A 16,095-nucleotide genomic window follows, 5' to 3' on the forward strand; every position below is an offset into this window, starting at 1 on the left:
CCCACTCCGCGACGGTTAACGATAGATGCGCTTCAACTGGCGCTCGGCTTCCGCCATTGAGCCCTTCACATCCTTGGTGCCGGTGCAATAGTTGGCGAACATGTCGACGACGATGAAGTCGGCGATTGCGGTTGCCGCCTTCTCGCCCACAGTGCCGATGCCCGAGGCCGGCAACGTACGCTTGGACGCCTGCGCAAACACGGCGTTCTTGGGATCCGCGGTCCAGACCGGGGCCGTCTCATAGGCGTTCAAGGTCTGCGTCAAATAGCCTTGCGCACCGCTCAACCACTTCTCGTAGTTCTCCTTCTCCAGCATGAAGGCGATGAAGGCCTTCGCTGCGTTCGGATATTTGGTGAAGTTGAACGCGAGGATGGGCAGCGCAAGCTGCAATTCGGTCGGCTTGCCGATCGGACCCACCGGCCACAGGGCGTGATAGGTGTCCTCAGTCAGCTCCTTCTTGGTCGGATCGGTCTTGGCCCCCACGTAGATCGAGATGCCGTTGGCCGTACAATAGAGTTCGCCAGCCAGGTACGCCTTGTTGTTGGAGGAGTCGTTCCACGACGGCGTGCCCGGGATGAAGGTCTCGTAAAGCGCCTTGCAATACTCCAGCGCCTTCGCCGTCTCCGGCGAATTGATGATGACCTTGTCGTTCTGGTCGACCGTGTAAGCACCGTGGCCCCAGAGGACCCAGTGCAGCCATGAGTTGCCGTCGCCGCTGGCATGGCCGAGGGCAAAGCCGGCCGGCGTGTTGTTTGCCTTCAGCGCCTTGCACATCTCGAGGAAGCCGGGGAAGTCCTTCGGGAATTCCTTGAAGCCCGCCTTGTCCGTCGCCGACTTGCGGTACGTCATGTAGCCGCCGTTGGTCGCAACCGGGATTCCCAACCAGTCGTCACCGAGCTTGCAGGTCTTGGCTGCCGCATCGGTCCATCCGCCGTACTTCTTGCCGAGATAATCGGCGACGTCGTTCATCTCGAGGACCTTGGTCGGGAACAGCTGCGGCAGCGTGTGCAGGCCCCAGGCCAGATCGAGACCCGAGCCGGTGTTGGCGGCAACCGATGCCTTCGGCTGCACGTCCTCGAAGGACTCGCTGAACACGTTCATCTCGGTGCCGGTCGCAGTCTTGAACGCCGCGACCATGGCGTTGAATGCTTCGTCTTCCTGCGGCACGAAACGCTTCCAGCGCATCACCGTCAGCTTGGCGCCCGGCTCGGCCTTCCACGGCGAGTCCGCCGCCCAAGCCCTTGCGAAGTCGAACAGTGCCGGCCCGGTCAGTGCGCCGGTGGCAGCCAGCGCGGTTCCGCCTTGGAGCAGAGCCCGGCGGGTAAAGTCTTGCATGTCGTCCTCCCTGTGATGCTTTTTTGTAGTCTTTTGCAGTCTGCCTCATTCAGCTTGCATTACGCATTGAGCCGTTTCCCCGTGGCCTCGTCGAACAGGTGAACCACCGACGGATCGGGCCTCAGCCGGACCTTGTCGCCCGGGTTGAACTGGTGACGCTCGCGGAAAACGGCGACGACCTGCTCGCCGCCGAGCTTGGCGAAGACCTGGGTTTCCGAGCCGGTCGGCTCGACCACGACGATCTCGGCCTCAGCGCCGTCGTCGGCGATGGTGAAATGCTCGGGCCGGACACCAAAGACCACGGGACGGCCGTCGGCCCCCGCCGGCGCGTTCCTGAGCGGCAGCTTGACGCCGTTCGGCCCTTCGAAGGTCGCAGTGCCGTTGACGCGGACATGCCCCTTCAGGAAGTTCATGGCCGGCGAGCCGATGAAGCCGGCGACGAACTGGTTTTCAGGCTTGTCGTAGAGCTCGAGCGGCGTGCCCATCTGCTCGACGATGCCGTCATGCATGACGACGATCTTGTCGGCCATAGTCATGGCCTCGATCTGGTCGTGGGTGACGTAGACGGTCGTGGTCTTCAGCCGCTGGTGCAGCTCCTTGATCTCGGTGCGCATGGCGACGCGCAACTTGGCGTCGAGGTTCGACAAGGGCTCGTCGAACAGGAAGACCTGCGGATCGCGCACGATGGCGCGGCCCATGGCGACGCGCTGACGCTGGCCGCCGGAGAGCTGGCGCGGATAGCGCTCGAGCAGCGGCGACAGCGCGAGGATCTCGGCGGCGCGCTTGACGCGCTTGTTGATCTCGTCGGAACTCGCGTTCCGCAGCTTCAGCGAGAAGCCCATATTCTCGCCAACGGTCATATGCGGATAGAGCGCGTAGTTCTGGAACACCATCGCAATGTCCCGCTCCTTGGGCTGGACATTATTGACGACGCGGTCGCCGATCGAGATCGTGCCGGAGGTGATGTTCTCGAGGCCTGCGAGCATGCGCAGAAGCGTCGACTTGCCGCAGCCGGAGGGGCCCACCAGAACGACGAACTGGCCGTCCTCGATCGGGATCGAGACGCCGTGCAGGACTTCAAAGTTGCCGAACGATTTCCGCACGTCGCGGATTTGCACAGACGACATCTAGCTCCCTCCTCGAAAGTCCACGGCGCCTCGCGCCGCGACCGTCTTGTTTTTTCTGAACTTCGCCGAACGAAGCCCGGTCTTAACAGGCGACATTGTCGGCAGTTTGTGCGGTTTTGGCAATTTGTCTTTGGTTAGTCGTTGCTGGTAGCGCTGTCAACGTTCCTTTGTTTGCGGCAGTGACTGTGTTAAGAGCAGCAATGGGTCGAAAACGCACCAAGTCAGGCAAAATCCGGCTGGCGGAAGTCGCCGAGCTTGCCGGCGTCAGCCCGATCACGGCGTCCCGCTTCTTCCGTAACCCCGAAGCGCTCTCGGTCGCCAAGCGGACGCGGGTCGAGAGCGCGGCCAAGGAGCTCGGCTATGTGCCGAACCTGGCAGCACGCGCGCTCGCCTCGCAACGCACCGAGGTGATCGGTGTCTTGATTCCGTCACTGACCAACAACGTGTTTTCCGACGTGCTGCGCGGCATCTATGACGCCTCCGAAGGCGGCCGTTACTCGATCCAGCTGTCCAACACACGCTACAGCATCCTCCAGGAGGAGAAGCTGCTGCGCCTGTTTCTTGCGCAGAAGCCCGCCGGGCTGATCGTCACTGGCATCGACCAGACCGCGGAATCGCGCGCGATGCTGGAGGCGGCCGACTGTCCGATCGTGCAGATCATGGAGATCGGGCCCAATCCGGTCGACATGATGATCGGCTTTTCCCACTATGAGGCAGCGCGCGCCGCGGTTGCCCACCTGTTCGCGCAAGGTCACCGCAAGATCGGATTCGTCGGCGCGCGCATGGACCCGCGGGTGCAGCGGCGGCTGGACGGATATGTCTCGGCCATGAAGGACGCCTCCCTGTTCGAGCAACGCCTCGTCGTCACGACCGCCACGCCGACGTCCGTAACGCTCGGCGGCGCCCTGTTCACCGATCTCCTGGCACGCGAGCCCGACCTCGATGCGGTGTTCTGCGCCAACGACGACCTCGCGCTCGGCGTGCTGTTCGAATGCCGGCGCCGCGAGATCGGCGTCCCCGAGCAGATCGCGATCGTCGGCTTCAACGACCTCGAATTCATGGCCTCCGCCGTCCCCACCCTGACCAGCGTGCGCACCAACCGCTACGAGATGGGCAAGACAGCCGCCACCATGCTGATCGAGGCGATCGACGGACGGCGCCCGGAGCAGCCGGTGCTCGATCTCGGCTTCAAGGTGATCGAGCGGCAAAGCTCGTCGGCGCGACGTTCAGACGGCAGGCCGGCTGCGTCAGGTGCGGGCACTGCGAACAAAATGGTAGCGTTACCAAGTAGCCATGACTAGTATCGGATTTGTGAGGAAACGACCCGCCAGCGGGAAGGCAGGTCATCGCTAGCGCCGCTGGGCATCGCACAAGCCGACACCCCAAGACCGACGCCAGTGCGTTTGCATTGCAGGAGAACCCAATGACAAAAAAGCCAACCAATGGGCACGCGCCCGCCGGTAACGGCGCCCGTCGCCACCTTCGCTCGCAGGAATGGTTCAACAACCCGCATAACCCGGGCATGACGGCGCTCTATATGGAGCGCTATCTGAACTATGGCCTCACCCGCGCCGAGCTGCAGTCCGGCAAGCCGATCATCGGCATCGCCCAGACCGGCAACGACCTCTCCCCTTGCAACCGCCACCATATCGAGCTCGCCCACCGCGTCCGCGAGGGCATCCGAGAGGCCGGCGGCATCGCGATGGAATTCCCGACCCATCCCATACAGGAGACCGGCAAGCGCCCGACCGCGGCGCTCGACCGCAACCTCGCCTATCTCGGCCTCGTCGAAATCCTTTACGGCTATCCGCTCGACGGCGTGGTGCTGACCACCGGCTGCGACAAGACCACGCCCGCCTGCATGATGGCGGCGGCGACCGTGAACCTGCCCGCGATCGTGCTGTCGGGCGGCCCGATGCTGAACGGCTGGCATGCCGGCGAGCGGACCGGCTCCGGCACCATCGTCTGGAAGTCGCGCGAGCGGCTTGCCGCCGGCGAGATCGACTATGAAGAGTTCATGGAGATCGTGGCGTCCTCGGCGCCCTCGGTCGGCCATTGCAACACCATGGGCACCGCCTCGACCATGAACGGGCTGGCCGAAGCGCTCGGCTTCTCGCTGCCGGGCTGTGCGGCGATCCCCGCCCCCTATCGCGAGCGCGGCCAGATCGCCTACAAGACCGGAAAGCGCATCGTCGAGATGGTCTGGGAGGACCTCAAGCCCTCGGACATCCTGACCCGCAAGGCGTTCGAGAACTGCATCGTGATCAATTCGGCGATCGGCGGCTCGACCAACGCACCGATCCACATCAACGCGCTGGCGCGCCACATCGGCGTCGAGCTCTCGATCGACGACTGGCAGAAGGTCGGCCACGACGTGCCGCTGCTGGTCAACATGCAGCCGGCCGGCTTCTATCTCGGCGAAGAATTCCACCGCGCCGGCGGCGTGCCGGCCGTGGTGCGCGAACTGATGAAGCACAAGCGCATCCACGAAGACGCGGTCACCGTGAACGGTCGCGGCATCGGCGAGAACTGCGCCAATGCGCCCACGCCCGACAACGACGTGATCTGGTCCTACGACAAGCCGCTGGTGAAGGACGCCGGCTTCCTGGTGCTGAAGGGCAATCTGTTCGATTCCGCGATCATGAAGACCAGCGTGATCTCCAAGGAATTCCGCGACCGCTATCTCAGCAAGCCTGGAGATCTCAACGCCTTCGAGGGCCGCGCCATCGTGTTCGAGGGTCCGGAGGATTATCACGCGCGGATCGACGATGCCTCGCTCGACATCGACGAGCGCTGCGTGCTGTTCATCCGCGGCACCGGCCCGATCGGCTATCCTGGCGGCGCCGAGGTCGTGAACATGCAGCCGCCGGCGGCGCTGATCAAACGCGGCATCCTGTCCCTGCCCTGCATCGGCGACGGCCGCCAGTCCGGTACCTCGGGCTCGCCGTCGATCCTGAATGCCTCGCCGGAAGCGGCCGCCAATGGCGGCCTCGCGATCCTCAAGACCGGTGACAAGGTCCGCATCGACCTCAACAAGGGCAGCGCCAACATCCTGATCTCGGACGACGAGCTGAAGAAGCGCCACGCCGAGCTCAAGGCCAATGGCGGCTTCAAGCATCCGCCGAACCAGACGCCGTGGCAGGAGATCTACCGCAGCACCGTCGGCCAGCAGTCGACCGGCGCCTGCATGGAGCTCGCCACGCGCTACCAGAACGTCGCCGGCACCTTTGGAGTGGCGCGGGATAATCACTGACACTGTCATTCCGGGGCGCGACGAAGTCGCGAGCCCGGAATCCATTGATCAACCGACGCTGTGGCCCGATGGATTCCGGGTTCGCGCCAAGAGGCGCGCCCCGGAATGACGACAAAAAATTCAAAGGAGAACAAAAAAATGGCAGACCGCCTCAAGGGAAAGCGCGCCGTCATCACGGCTGCGGCAGCAGGCATCGGGCGCGCATGCGCCATCGCATTCGCGCGTGAAGGCGCGACCGTGATCGCGACCGACATCAACGAGAGCGGCATCGCGGGCCTTGCCAAGGAAGGCATCGCCGAAACCGCAAAGCTCGACGTGCGCAACACCGCCGACGTCAATGCTTTTGCAAAACGAGTCGGCAAGATCGACATCCTGCTCAATGCGGCCGGCTTCGTGCACCACGGCACCATCCTGGAATGCTCGGAAGAGGATTTCGACTTTTCGTTCGACCTCAACGTCAAGTCGATGCACCGGACCATCAGGGCCTTCCTGCCGGACATGCTCGCGGGCGGCGGTGGCAGCATCGTCAACATCTCGTCCTGCGCCGCGCTGCGGCCGCCCGCCAACCGCTATGTCTATAGCGCGTCGAAGGCTGCGGTGTCGCTGCTGACCCGCGCGGTCGCGCTCGACTTCATCACCAAGGGCATCCGCTGCAACAGCATCTGCCCGGGCACCGTTGAGACGCCCTCGATGCTCGACCGCGCCGCCGCGCAAGGACCGCAGGGCAAGGAGATGTTCATCTCCCGCCAGAAGATGGGCCGGCTCGGCACCGCCGACGAGATCGCCTCCATGGCGGTCTATCTCGGCAGCGACGAGAGCGCGTTCACCACCGGCGTCGACCTCGTCGTCGACGGCGGCTACATGCTCTGATCACGTCTCGTCCCGAGGAGGCGCGACAAGCGCCGTCTCGAGGGACGGGCCACGGGCTCCATGGGTCGAGACGCGCGCCAAGCGCGCGCTCCTCACCGTGAGGGACAGATAGAGGGATTTTTCGATGAACAAGATCGACCTCAACGGCCGCGTCGCCATCGTCACCGGCGGCGCACAGGGCTTTGGCCGCGCCATCGTTCAGCGCTTCGCCGCCTCCGGCGCCAAGGTCGCGATCTGGGATTTCGACGCCGCGCTGGCCGAGAAGACGGCAAAGGAGATCGGCGGCGAGACCAAGGTGTTCAAGGTCGACGTCACCGACACCGCAGCCGTCGAGCAGGCCCGCGATGCGACGCTGGCCGCCTTCGGCAAGATCGACATCCTGGTCAACAATGCCGGCATCGCAGGCGTCAACAAGCCGGTCTGGGAGACTGACCTCGAGGAATGGCGCAAGGTGCTGCGCATCAACCTCGACGGCCCCTTCATCTGCTGCAAGGCGATCGTGCCGGAAATGCTCAAGCAGAAATACGGGCGGATCGTGAACATCGCCTCGATCGCCGGCAAGGAAGGCAATCCGAACGCCTCGCACTATTCGGCGTCCAAGGCCGGCCTGATCGCGCTGACGAAGTCGCTCGGCAAGGAGCTCGCCGCGCACGACATCCTCGTCAATGCGGTGACGCCGGCGGCGGCGAAGACCGCGATCTTCGACCAGATGACGCAGCAGCATATCGACTTCATGCTGTCGAAGATCCCGAAAGCGCGCTTCGTGCAGGTGGAAGAGCTCGCCGCGATGGTGAGCTGGCTCGCATCCGAAGATTGTGCCTTCTCCACCGGCGCGGTGTTTGATATTTCCGGTGGACGGGCGACCTACTGAAGCATTGGCCGCCCCTGGAAGGGGCGGACCATGCGGCTTGGTTGTCGGGATTTTGGGCGTCGGGATTTCGTGAAGCTCGCAGCGGGCGCAGGCGCGCTGCCGCTGCTGTCGTCGACGACGTTCGCGCAACTCTCGCCCAACCCGCCGAACATCCGCCCGCCCTCACCCGCCGAGCGCGGCGCCATGGCACGGCTCGCGCACAGCTTCATGGACAAGTACGGCGTGCCGGCACTCTCCGTTGCTATCGGCTATGCCGGCACTGTTGTCCATGAGGACGCCTTCGGTGTTGCCGATATCGAGCGGAACGAGGCCGTAACACCGCGGCATCTGTTCCGGATCGCCAGCGTCAGCAAGATGATCACCTCAGTCACGATCTTCCGCCTGATCGAGGAGAACCGCCTCAAGCTGGCGGATCGCGTGTTCGGCCCGGACGCGTTGCTCGGCGCCGATTACGGACAGCCGCCCTATTCCGCCGGCATCGACCAGATCACGCTCGAGCATCTGCTGACCCACACCGCCGGCGGCTGGAGCAACGACAACCGCGATCCCATGTTCACCCATCCGCGGATGGATCATGCCGAGCTGATCGCCTGGACTCTGGCCAACCGGCCGCTCGACCGCCCGCCGGGCCAGCACTACGCCTACTCCAATTTCGGCTATTGCGTGCTCGGGCGCGTGATCGAGAAGCTCACCGGCCAGCCCTATGCCGAGCACGTCCGCACCGATGTGCTCGCGCGCTGCGGCGTCACCGACATGACCATCGCGGGCAACACGCGCGAGCAGCGCCAGACCGGCGAGGTCGCCTATTACGGCCAGGGCGAAAATCCCTACGACATGAAAGTGAGGCGGATGGATTCCCATGGCGGCTGGATCGCGACGCCGGCGGATCTCGTGCAGTTCCTGATGCATGTCGACGGTTACACGAGACCCGCGAACATCCTGCGGCCGCGCACCATAGAGATCATGACCACCGCGCCCAGCTACAGCCCGGACTATGCCAAGGGTTTCTGTGTCAACAAGTCAGACAATTGGTGGCACAATGGCAGCCTGCCGGGCACGAGCACGATTGCCGTGCGCACCCATGGCGGCTTCTGCTGGGCAGCCTTCACCAACACAAGACGCGGGAATTCCAACATGGATGGCGATCTCGACAATCTCAACTGGAGCATGGCGCGCCAGGTCGGCGAATGGCGGGTGGCCTGACATGATCCGGGAAGGTGGATGCCTGTGCGGCGCGGTGCGGTTCAAGGCGGAGGGCGAGCCGCTCAACGTCCGCATCTGCCATTGCCGCTTGTGCCAGAAGGCGATGGGCTCGCCCTACTTCGCCCGCGCACAATTCGACCAGCGTGCGCTGACCGTCGAGGGCGAGACCGAGCGCTATGCCTCGTCCGAGAACATCGACCGCGTGTTCTGCAAGCGCTGCGGCACACGCCTGTTCGCCTGGCGACGCAACGGCACGCTGGCCGGTGTAGCACTCGCCACCTTCGACGACCGCAACGCCTTCGCGCCGACCGAGCACATCTGGGTGTCGGAGAAGCTCGCCTGGCTGAAGCTCGACGACGGCCTGATACAATATCAGACGACGATTCCTGCATGAATTTGCACGACTGCACGGCGGGGGCGGTCCGCCGGTCATTTGCGGCGTGGTATTTCGGAACCGGCCACCCTATCTTGAGCTGAAGCGTTGCTGCACCGCCGGTTGGCTGGGACGGCTGCAAGGCCGCAGGCAAACCGGGACGGACGAGCCGTGAACATTTCCCTTTATGACCTTTCGGTGTGGGTGCTGCCGCTGGTGCTCGCCATCACCTTCCACGAGGCGGCGCACGCCTTCGTCGCGCACCGGCTCGGCGACAACACGGCCTGGCAGCTCGGCCGCGTCAGCTTCAATCCGCTCCGCCACATCGACCCTTTCGGTACCCTGATCCTGCCGGCAATGCTGCTGTTTGCGCATTCGCCATTCCTGTTCGGCTACGCCAAGCCGGTGCCGGTGAATTTCCGCAAGCTCAACAACCCCAGGCTCGACATGGTCTGGGTGGCGCTGGCCGGGCCCGCGACCAACATCCTGCTGGCGCTGGCGGCGGCTCTCACTCTCCACGCCCTGCCCTTGGCGCCGGCGGGGTCCGCGCAGTGGATCTTCGACAATCTCAAGAATGCGCTGCTGATTAACGCCGTCCTGGCCGTCTTCAACATGATGCCGATCCCGCCGCTCGACGGCGGGCGCGTCGCGGTCGGGCTGCTGCCACGGCCGCTCGCCCTGCCGCTGGCCCGGCTGGAGCCGTTCGGTATGCTGATCCTGATCGGCCTGTTGATCCTGCTGCCGCTTGCGGGCTCGCAGTTCGGTCTAAATCTTGATGTTATTTCAGCAATACTGCGAACGTTGACCGGTTATGTGATTCAGGCTGTTCTCTTCCTGACCGGCAACGCGTAGTTGAACTACGACACCCGAACACAAGCCGAAGGGCCAGAGGCCGACTTGGTCAAAGCTGCCGATATGCTGATCGCGCGACGCGCCGACACCCGAGCCCGCGCCGATTTTGCCACCTGGAAGATGATGGCCAAGCTCAACGGGTCGTCCGCGCTGCCGCCGGAAGCCCAGGAGTTCCTCGCGAGCTACAAGAACCTGCTGGCGCAGATGAGCGAGGGCGAGGCTACCGAAGCCACCATCGGCGCGATCTACCGGGCCTATTATGCCGAGATGGGCGGCGCCGGAACCCCGCCCGACGTCCGCACCCGCCCGCCTGAAACGGCGGCGGACAATGTTACCGCTTTCCGCCGTCCGGCACCGAAGCCGAAGAGGTCTGCCGCCTTCGGGGCGACGACACTCGGTGGAACCCAGAAGCGACCGCTTCCGGTGGCGCTGATCTTCGCCTGCCTGGTCGTGGTCTATGTCGGAATCCGGCTCTACTGGCGCTGAGCCGTCTTCTTCTTTTTCTTCTCGTCCGGCGGCTTGAAGATGATGGGGACCGTGCGCTCGATCCGGTCCTCGGTCAGCGCGGCGGGCGGTGTCGGGAAAGGATCGGATTTGTGGACCATGGAGATCGCGGCGGCATCGTAAGCCGCATCTCCGGACGACTCCACGACGTCAACCGAGATCACGTTCCCCCGTCGGTTGAGCGCGAAGCTCACCTTTACCGTCTGGTTATTGGGCTCCTTGCCCTCCGGGTTGACCTTGTGCGCAGATAGGTGCGCGCTGATCTTACGGTTCCAGTCGGCTGTCAGCTTCAGGATGTCCTTGCCGATGCCGAGAACCGGCGCCATCGCCTTCTCGGCCTCGCGCGTGGCGTCTTCAAAGGTTTGGCGCTCCATGGCGACCGACTTCTGCGATGCCTCCATGGCCGGCGTTTCGACGGCGGCCACCTTCGGATCGTCGTCCTGCTCCTTCTTCGGCTTGTTCTCGGTGACGAGGCGATCGGGATCCTCGGCCTGTTGCGGCCGATCCTGTGGAAGATCCGTCTCCTTGACCTCGGCCTTCTGCTCGGGCAGCGCCGGGCGCTCTTCCTGCTCCTCAGAGTCCGTCGGCCCGGGTGCCCTGTCGGACTCCTGAACCGGCGGCGACGTCATCTCGACCGCGAACTCCGCTCCCGCAGCGCCCAGCCCCTCGTCGCCATCGTCGGCCCGCAGGTTCGCGAGCGCCAGCGCGGCCCCGCCCAAATGGAGCGCGAGCGCCGCAACCGCCGCCAAAATCCAAAGCCGCCGGGCTGGTCTGGGTTCGAGTTCGACGTCGGACATGACGCCCCCTATGGCTGCGCCGCGCCAGCGGCGGCCGATCCCGCCGCCGTGGGCGGGCCTTCGAGCGCAACCAGCTTCACCCGCGTGTAGCCGCCGGAGCGCAACAGCTCCATGACGCCCATCAACTCGCCATAGGGCACGGAGCGATCGGCACGCAGGAAGACGTACTTGTCCTTGCTCATGTCGGACAGCCCGTCGAGCGTGCCGATCAGCTCGGCGCGGTGGACGGAATCCTCTCCGATGGCGAGCGTCAGATCGCGCTTGATGCTGAGATAGGTCGGCTTGTCCGGCTTCTTCTGCGGCGTCGAGCTCGACGTCGGCAAATCGATCGGCAGATCGACCGTCGAGAGCGGGGCCGCGACCATGAAGATGATCAGCAGCACCAGGATGACGTCGATGAACGGCGTGACGTTGATGTCATGCGTTTCCGAGAAGTCGTCGTCGTCATCGTTGTCTGCGAGCGAAACGGCCATGGTTCACTCCGCCGCGCGCGAATGCACGCTGCCGTGGCTGCGATCGAGATCGCGCGAGAGCAGCCGCCCCGCCGCGCCCGAGGCACGGCTGACGAGCTCGAGATAGCTCTTCGTCACGCGCGAGAAGTGATTGTAGATGATGACCGCAGGGATCGCGGCGACGAGGCCGATCGCGGTGGCGAGCAGCGCCTCGGCGATGCCGGGCGCGACCACGGCGAGGTTCGTGGTCTGCGACTTCGAGATGCCGATGAAGCTGTTCATGATGCCCCAGACCGTGCCGAACAAGCCGACGAAGGGCGACGTGGAGCCGATGGTCGCGAGCACGCCCATGCCGATGCGGATGCGCCGCGCCTCCGCGCGCACGATCTCGGAAAAGCTCGAGGCTGCGCGCTCCTTGATGCCGGCATCGCTGGACAGGCCGGCCGACATCCGTGCCTCGCGTAGCGCTGCCGCCAGGAAGGACGGCAGGATCCCCTCCTTGGTGCCGAGCGCCATCTGCGCTTCAGCGAGCGACCGTGCCTCCGAGATCTTCTTCAGCGCCGAGCGAAGCCTGCCGGACGCGACCGACAGCTCGATCGACTTGGCGATGAGGACGGTCCAGGTCATCAGCGATGCGAAGGCGAGCCCGATCATCACCGCCTTCACGATGACGTCCGCCGACATGAACATCACCCAGGGCGACAATTCCTTCATGGCCGGCGCGGTAGCGGACGCGGCGTCGGGCTTCGCAGTCGCCGGAGCGATGGCTGCGGGGGATGCCGTTGGCGCCGCGGGAGCGGTCGAGGCCGCAGGCGCCGGGGCGGCAGGCGCGGTCGTCGATGGTGCCGCTGGGGCCGGGCTGACCGGAGCCGGCCGGGCCGTAGATTGTGCCGGGACCGCAGGCGGGGTCTGTGTCTGGGCAGAAACCGGAGATGCGAGCCAGGCGGCCGCCAGCATCAAGACTGCGGCACGGCTTGCTTGGAAGGACATGATCTTCATACTTCGGCCCAGTAGCGAATGAGGTTGTGATAGATACCCGTCAATTTGACCGTTTCGGGATCGTCACGCCCGAGCCGTTCCACCAGCGCCTGTATCGCGGTGTCGAGGTCAAAGATCATGCTCCGGGCTTGATCGTCCCGTATCATGCTCTGAAGCCAGAAGAAAGATGCAACCCGCGCTCCCCGGGTCACCGGCGTCACCAGATGCAGGCTGGTCGAGGGATAGAGCACGCAGTCACCGGCTGGCAACTTGACTTCGTGCGAGCCGTAGGTGTCCTCGATCACAAGTTCGCCACCGTCATACTCGTCCGGCTCGGCGAGGAACAGCGTGACCGACAGGTCTGTGCGGATGCGAAGGCCGGTCAGGCGGTCGCCGCGGATCGCATTGTCGACATGCAGGCCGAAATGGTGACCGCTGCTCGCCGCATAGCGGTTGAACAGCGGCGGGAATATCTGAAGCGGGATCGCCGCCGCGATGAAGCGCGGGTTCGACGTCAGCGCCGAGATGATGCGGTTGCCGAGCTTGCGCGCGACCTCGCTGTCCGGCGGCAATTGCTCGTTGCGCTTGACCATGGCCGACTGCGAGCCGGCAGTGGAGCGGCCGTCCTCCCATGCGCTGGCGTCCATGATGCGGCGGAAATCCGCCACATCATCCTTGCTGAGAACGTTTTCGATGCATGTCAGCATGAAACTGATTATCGCTCCATCAGTAGCGCGCCGAGAGCACCACATAGGCGGCACGGCCCGGTGCCTCCAGCACGAACGGTGCCGCGCTCTGGTACAACGCGTCGTAGTAGCGCTTGTCGAAGATGTTGTTCACGAACAGCTTGACCTGCCAGTTCTTGTTGATCTTGGCCTCCGCGAACATGTCGAAACGCCAATAGCTCGGAATCGACGTGCCCTGGTTGGCCGCGAGCAAAGTGCCGCCGTAAATCTTCGAACGGTAGACCGCCTGCCCACCAAGTTCCCAGACGTCGGTGAGCTGGTACTTCGTCAGCAAGCTGAAGGACTCATGCGCGATGTTGGCGAGCGGACGCCCGACATTGGTCGGATACAGCGCCTTGTTGGCCGACGGCGCCAGCGACTGCGTCACTTCCGACTGCATCAGCACGAGACCGCCAAACACGCTCCACTTGTCGGTGATCTTGCCGCCGACGCCGAGATCGATGCCGCGGATGCGGTAGGCTGCTCCGGCGGTGATACACGATATATTGCCGCTCGTTCCGGTCGGATAGACGCATCCCAAAGGCGCTGCAGCGGCCGCACTGCCCACGTTCTGCGACTCGCGTGCGTTCTCTTTCGTCGTCTGGAACAACGCTGCGGTCAGAAGCAGATGACGATCGAACAGCTCCCACTTGGTGCCGAGTTCGATGGCCTTGTTCTTCTCGGGGCCGAATATCTGCGTATTGCCGCCCGGCAGGTTCGGATTGAGGCCGCCATAGGCTGTGCTGGTGCCGTCGAATTCGGCACCAACCGGGTTCGCCGAGGTCGCATACGCCACATAGACACTGCCGTTCGGTGCCGGCTTCAACGTCAGGCCGAGGTTGAAGTTCGGAATTAGAAACTCCGCCGATTGCTGGCCAGGACTGCCGACCTTCCGCGTGTTGATGCTGTAATCATCATAGCGGAACCCGCCGTTCAGGATCACCAAGTCACGATAGTTTGCGCTATCCATGACGTAGCCGCTGACGGTGTCGATGCCGATCTTGGTGGGACTGCCGGTGAGGCTCGGAATCCCGAAGGGAAGATTGGTATATTGCGGAGCGAATACGCTGACGTCGGTCTTCGATCCGCTGCCGCTGAAGGGCGTGCCGGTCGTCAGCTCCGAGCTGAGGCCGGTATAACTGTCGATCGACGATCTCTCGCGATCATACTCGACACCGCCGAGCAAGGTGTGCCTGAAGCCTACATCGTCGTTGAACTTGTAAGTTGCCTCGGTCTGGTTGGCGAACACGTCCGTGACCTGGAATCGGCTCTGCGGATTTGCACTCAGCGTCGAGGCCGAGAGCGGATCGACAAGCTTCGGCGCTTCAGGAAGCGTACCGATGTAATTCTGCGTCGAGCGGGACGCGCGGATCTTGTTGCTGACCATCAGGTCGGGGGTGATCTGCACTTCCGCGTTGATTGTGCCGATGTCCTGGCCGGTCCGGAAGAAGTCCCGGTTGACGAAGCCGTACCAGTTATTGCGATTGGCGCCGAAGTCCGGAAACGGACCGCCGGCAGTCGACGTCGTGCTGGGCCGATAATATGGCACGCCAAAATCCGGGCGGCCGGTCAGCTCGGTGTGAATGTAGTTGCCGGTGACCTTGACCGTATCGGTCGGCTTCCAGGTCGTGGCGACGAAGGCGCCGTTTCGATTGTCGGTGACGTAGTCGCGGCCGGCGACGTTGGCATCCTGGAACAGGCCGCCGACGCGGACGGCGAGCGTCGGGTCGATCACCTGATTGACGTCGAGTGTGACACGCTTGGTCTGGTCGGTGCCAAACGTGGTGTCCATGTTGTAGAAGCTCTTTGCCGTCGTCGCCTGCTTGGTGACGATGTTGATCGCACCACCCGCGACACCGCGGCCGGAAAAGGTCGAGCCGGGACCGCGCAGGATCTCGACCTGCTCGGTGAAGAAGTTCTCGCGCACACTGACGCCGGCATCGCGCACGCCATCGATGAAGATGTCGTTGCGCGCGTCGAAGCCGCGGATGAAGAAGCGGTCACCGAAGGCATTGCCGCCCTCGCCCGATCCAAGCGTCACGCCAGCCGTGCTGAGAATCGCCTGCTTCAGCGTCGTGGCGTTCTTGTCCTCGAGCACTTCCTTGCTGAGAACCGTGATCGACTTAGGCGTATCGACCAATTTCTCCGGAAACTTGCCCCCGGCCTGCACGTGATCGACCTTGTAGGGCGCGGCCGGATCGGCATAGGGATCCGCGTCGGCGGGTCCGGAGGGCGTCGCCGGAGCAGCCTGCTGGGCCTGCTGGCGCTGCGCGGCGCGGCGAAGCGCGTTGCGGGCGCGGACCTGATCCGGCGTGGGCTTCGAGGCCGTCGGGCGCGGACGCTGGACCGGAGCATCGACCGTCACCGGCGGCAGGTTCGACTGCTGCGCCTCTGCGCCGCTCGACACCGACGCCGCCGCGATCAGGCTTGCGACTGCCGAGACCTTCTTGCCGGAAATGCCCGCGGACTTTTCATACGCCAGATCGAATGCTGCGACCGAACGCAACGACTTCGGTGCGACCACCTGCCCCATTACAACACGCCCCATCTTCATGTCCGCTCATTCACTTCGATGAGCGATTGGGCTGTTGGTATCGACGGCAAAATAGTGGGTCAATGCGGGCAGGCCGCGAGAACGCTTGAATAAGTCCAGATCAAAACGATTCTAATCTACAGTTTCAAACGGTTCTAAAGAGAGATTGGAGTCGTTCTAAAACGAGCGCGAAAAAAGCCGCGAAATCAACGATCGCGCGCG

Annotated in this window: 15 protein-coding genes; 8 read left to right on the top strand and 7 right to left on the bottom strand. The window is 64.0% G+C overall.

The annotated features are described in order from the left end of the window. Positions 1-15: 15 nt before the first annotated feature. Together EI171_RS28140 and EI171_RS28145 are read right to left on the bottom strand one after the other, a co-directional pair. Positions 16-1,335, bottom strand: coding sequence for an ABC transporter substrate-binding protein (locus EI171_RS28140; RefSeq protein WP_161535275.1), 1,320 nt, complete (start codon positions 1,333-1,335; stop codon positions 16-18). Between the two features lie 59 nt (positions 1,336-1,394). Beyond that, positions 1,395-2,462 carry an ABC transporter ATP-binding protein gene (locus tag EI171_RS28145; RefSeq protein WP_028170960.1) on the bottom strand — a complete coding sequence of 356 codons (1,068 nt, stop codon included), beginning with the start codon at positions 2,460-2,462 and terminating at the stop codon, positions 1,395-1,397. Positions 2,463-2,662: 200 nt separating this feature from the next. Here EI171_RS28145 and EI171_RS28150 point away from each other — a divergent pair, with 200 nt between their 5' ends. The 8 genes from EI171_RS28150 (at position 2,663) to EI171_RS28185 (ending at position 10,370) form a co-directional block, all read left to right on the top strand. Beyond that, on the top strand, positions 2,663-3,763 hold the full coding sequence (locus EI171_RS28150) for a LacI family DNA-binding transcriptional regulator (RefSeq protein WP_161535276.1): 1,101 nt from the start codon (positions 2,663-2,665) through the stop codon (positions 3,761-3,763). A 122-nt stretch (positions 3,764-3,885) separates the two neighbouring features. Further along, positions 3,886-5,715 carry an IlvD/Edd family dehydratase gene (locus EI171_RS28155; RefSeq protein ID WP_161535277.1) on the top strand — a complete coding sequence of 610 codons (1,830 nt, stop codon included), beginning with the start codon at positions 3,886-3,888 and terminating at the stop codon, positions 5,713-5,715. A 138-nt stretch (positions 5,716-5,853) separates the two neighbouring features. Beyond that, positions 5,854-6,585 (top strand): SDR family oxidoreductase, encoded by a 732-nt coding sequence (locus tag EI171_RS28160; RefSeq protein WP_038966876.1) that lies wholly within the window; start codon positions 5,854-5,856, stop codon positions 6,583-6,585. Between the two features lie 124 nt (positions 6,586-6,709). After that, positions 6,710-7,456 carry an SDR family NAD(P)-dependent oxidoreductase gene (locus EI171_RS28165; protein ID WP_161535278.1) on the top strand — a complete coding sequence of 249 codons (747 nt, stop codon included), beginning with the start codon at positions 6,710-6,712 and terminating at the stop codon, positions 7,454-7,456. Positions 7,457-7,525: 69 nt separating this feature from the next. After that, positions 7,526-8,659: a serine hydrolase gene (locus tag EI171_RS28170; protein ID WP_246740271.1), complete on the top strand. Its 1,134-nt coding sequence runs from the start codon at positions 7,526-7,528 to the stop codon at positions 8,657-8,659. A gap of 1 nt (position 8,660) precedes the next feature. Further along, positions 8,661-9,053, top strand: coding sequence for a GFA family protein (locus EI171_RS28175; RefSeq protein ID WP_011086688.1), 393 nt, complete (start codon positions 8,661-8,663; stop codon positions 9,051-9,053). A gap of 150 nt (positions 9,054-9,203) precedes the next feature. Next, entirely contained in the window at positions 9,204-9,884 is a 681-nt protein-coding gene (locus tag EI171_RS28180) for a site-2 protease family protein (protein ID WP_011086687.1), read from the top strand. Positions 9,885-9,947: 63 nt separating this feature from the next. Further along, a complete protein-coding gene (locus EI171_RS28185; protein ID WP_011086686.1) occupies positions 9,948-10,370 on the top strand; it encodes a hypothetical protein in 423 nt (140 codons plus the stop codon). Here the strand turns inward: EI171_RS28185 and EI171_RS28190 are convergent. Genes EI171_RS28190 through EI171_RS28210 form a run of 5 tightly spaced genes read right to left on the bottom strand, consistent with a single transcriptional unit; the run spans position 10,358 to position 15,873 of the window. Then, positions 10,358-11,185 carry an energy transducer TonB gene (locus EI171_RS28190; protein WP_011086685.1) on the bottom strand — a complete coding sequence of 276 codons (828 nt, stop codon included), beginning with the start codon at positions 11,183-11,185 and terminating at the stop codon, positions 10,358-10,360. The two genes, EI171_RS28185 and EI171_RS28190, sit on opposite strands and share 13 nt — an antisense overlap. Positions 11,186-11,193: 8 nt before the next feature. Further along, positions 11,194-11,658, bottom strand: coding sequence for a TonB system transport protein ExbD (gene exbD, locus EI171_RS28195; RefSeq protein WP_011086684.1), 465 nt, complete (start codon positions 11,656-11,658; stop codon positions 11,194-11,196). Between the two features lie 3 nt (positions 11,659-11,661). After that, the gene (gene exbB, locus EI171_RS28200) at positions 11,662-12,636 is read right to left on the bottom strand and encodes a tonB-system energizer ExbB (RefSeq protein ID WP_161535281.1); all 975 of its coding nucleotides are present in this window, start codon (positions 12,634-12,636) and stop codon (positions 11,662-11,664) included. Next, on the bottom strand, positions 12,633-13,322 hold the full coding sequence (locus EI171_RS28205; RefSeq protein WP_161535282.1) for a Fe2+-dependent dioxygenase: 690 nt from the start codon (positions 13,320-13,322) through the stop codon (positions 12,633-12,635). Before EI171_RS28205 ends, exbB begins: the two co-directional genes overlap by 4 nt. A 19-nt stretch (positions 13,323-13,341) precedes the next feature. Continuing rightward, positions 13,342-15,873 carry a TonB-dependent siderophore receptor gene (locus EI171_RS28210; protein WP_028170952.1) on the bottom strand — a complete coding sequence of 844 codons (2,532 nt, stop codon included), beginning with the start codon at positions 15,871-15,873 and terminating at the stop codon, positions 13,342-13,344. Between the last annotated feature and the right edge of the window lie 222 nt (positions 15,874-16,095).

Origin of the sequence: Bradyrhizobium sp. LCT2 (genome assembly GCF_009931255.1) — a bacterium.
Taxonomy (GTDB): Bacteria; Pseudomonadota; Alphaproteobacteria; order Rhizobiales; family Xanthobacteraceae; genus Bradyrhizobium; species Bradyrhizobium diazoefficiens.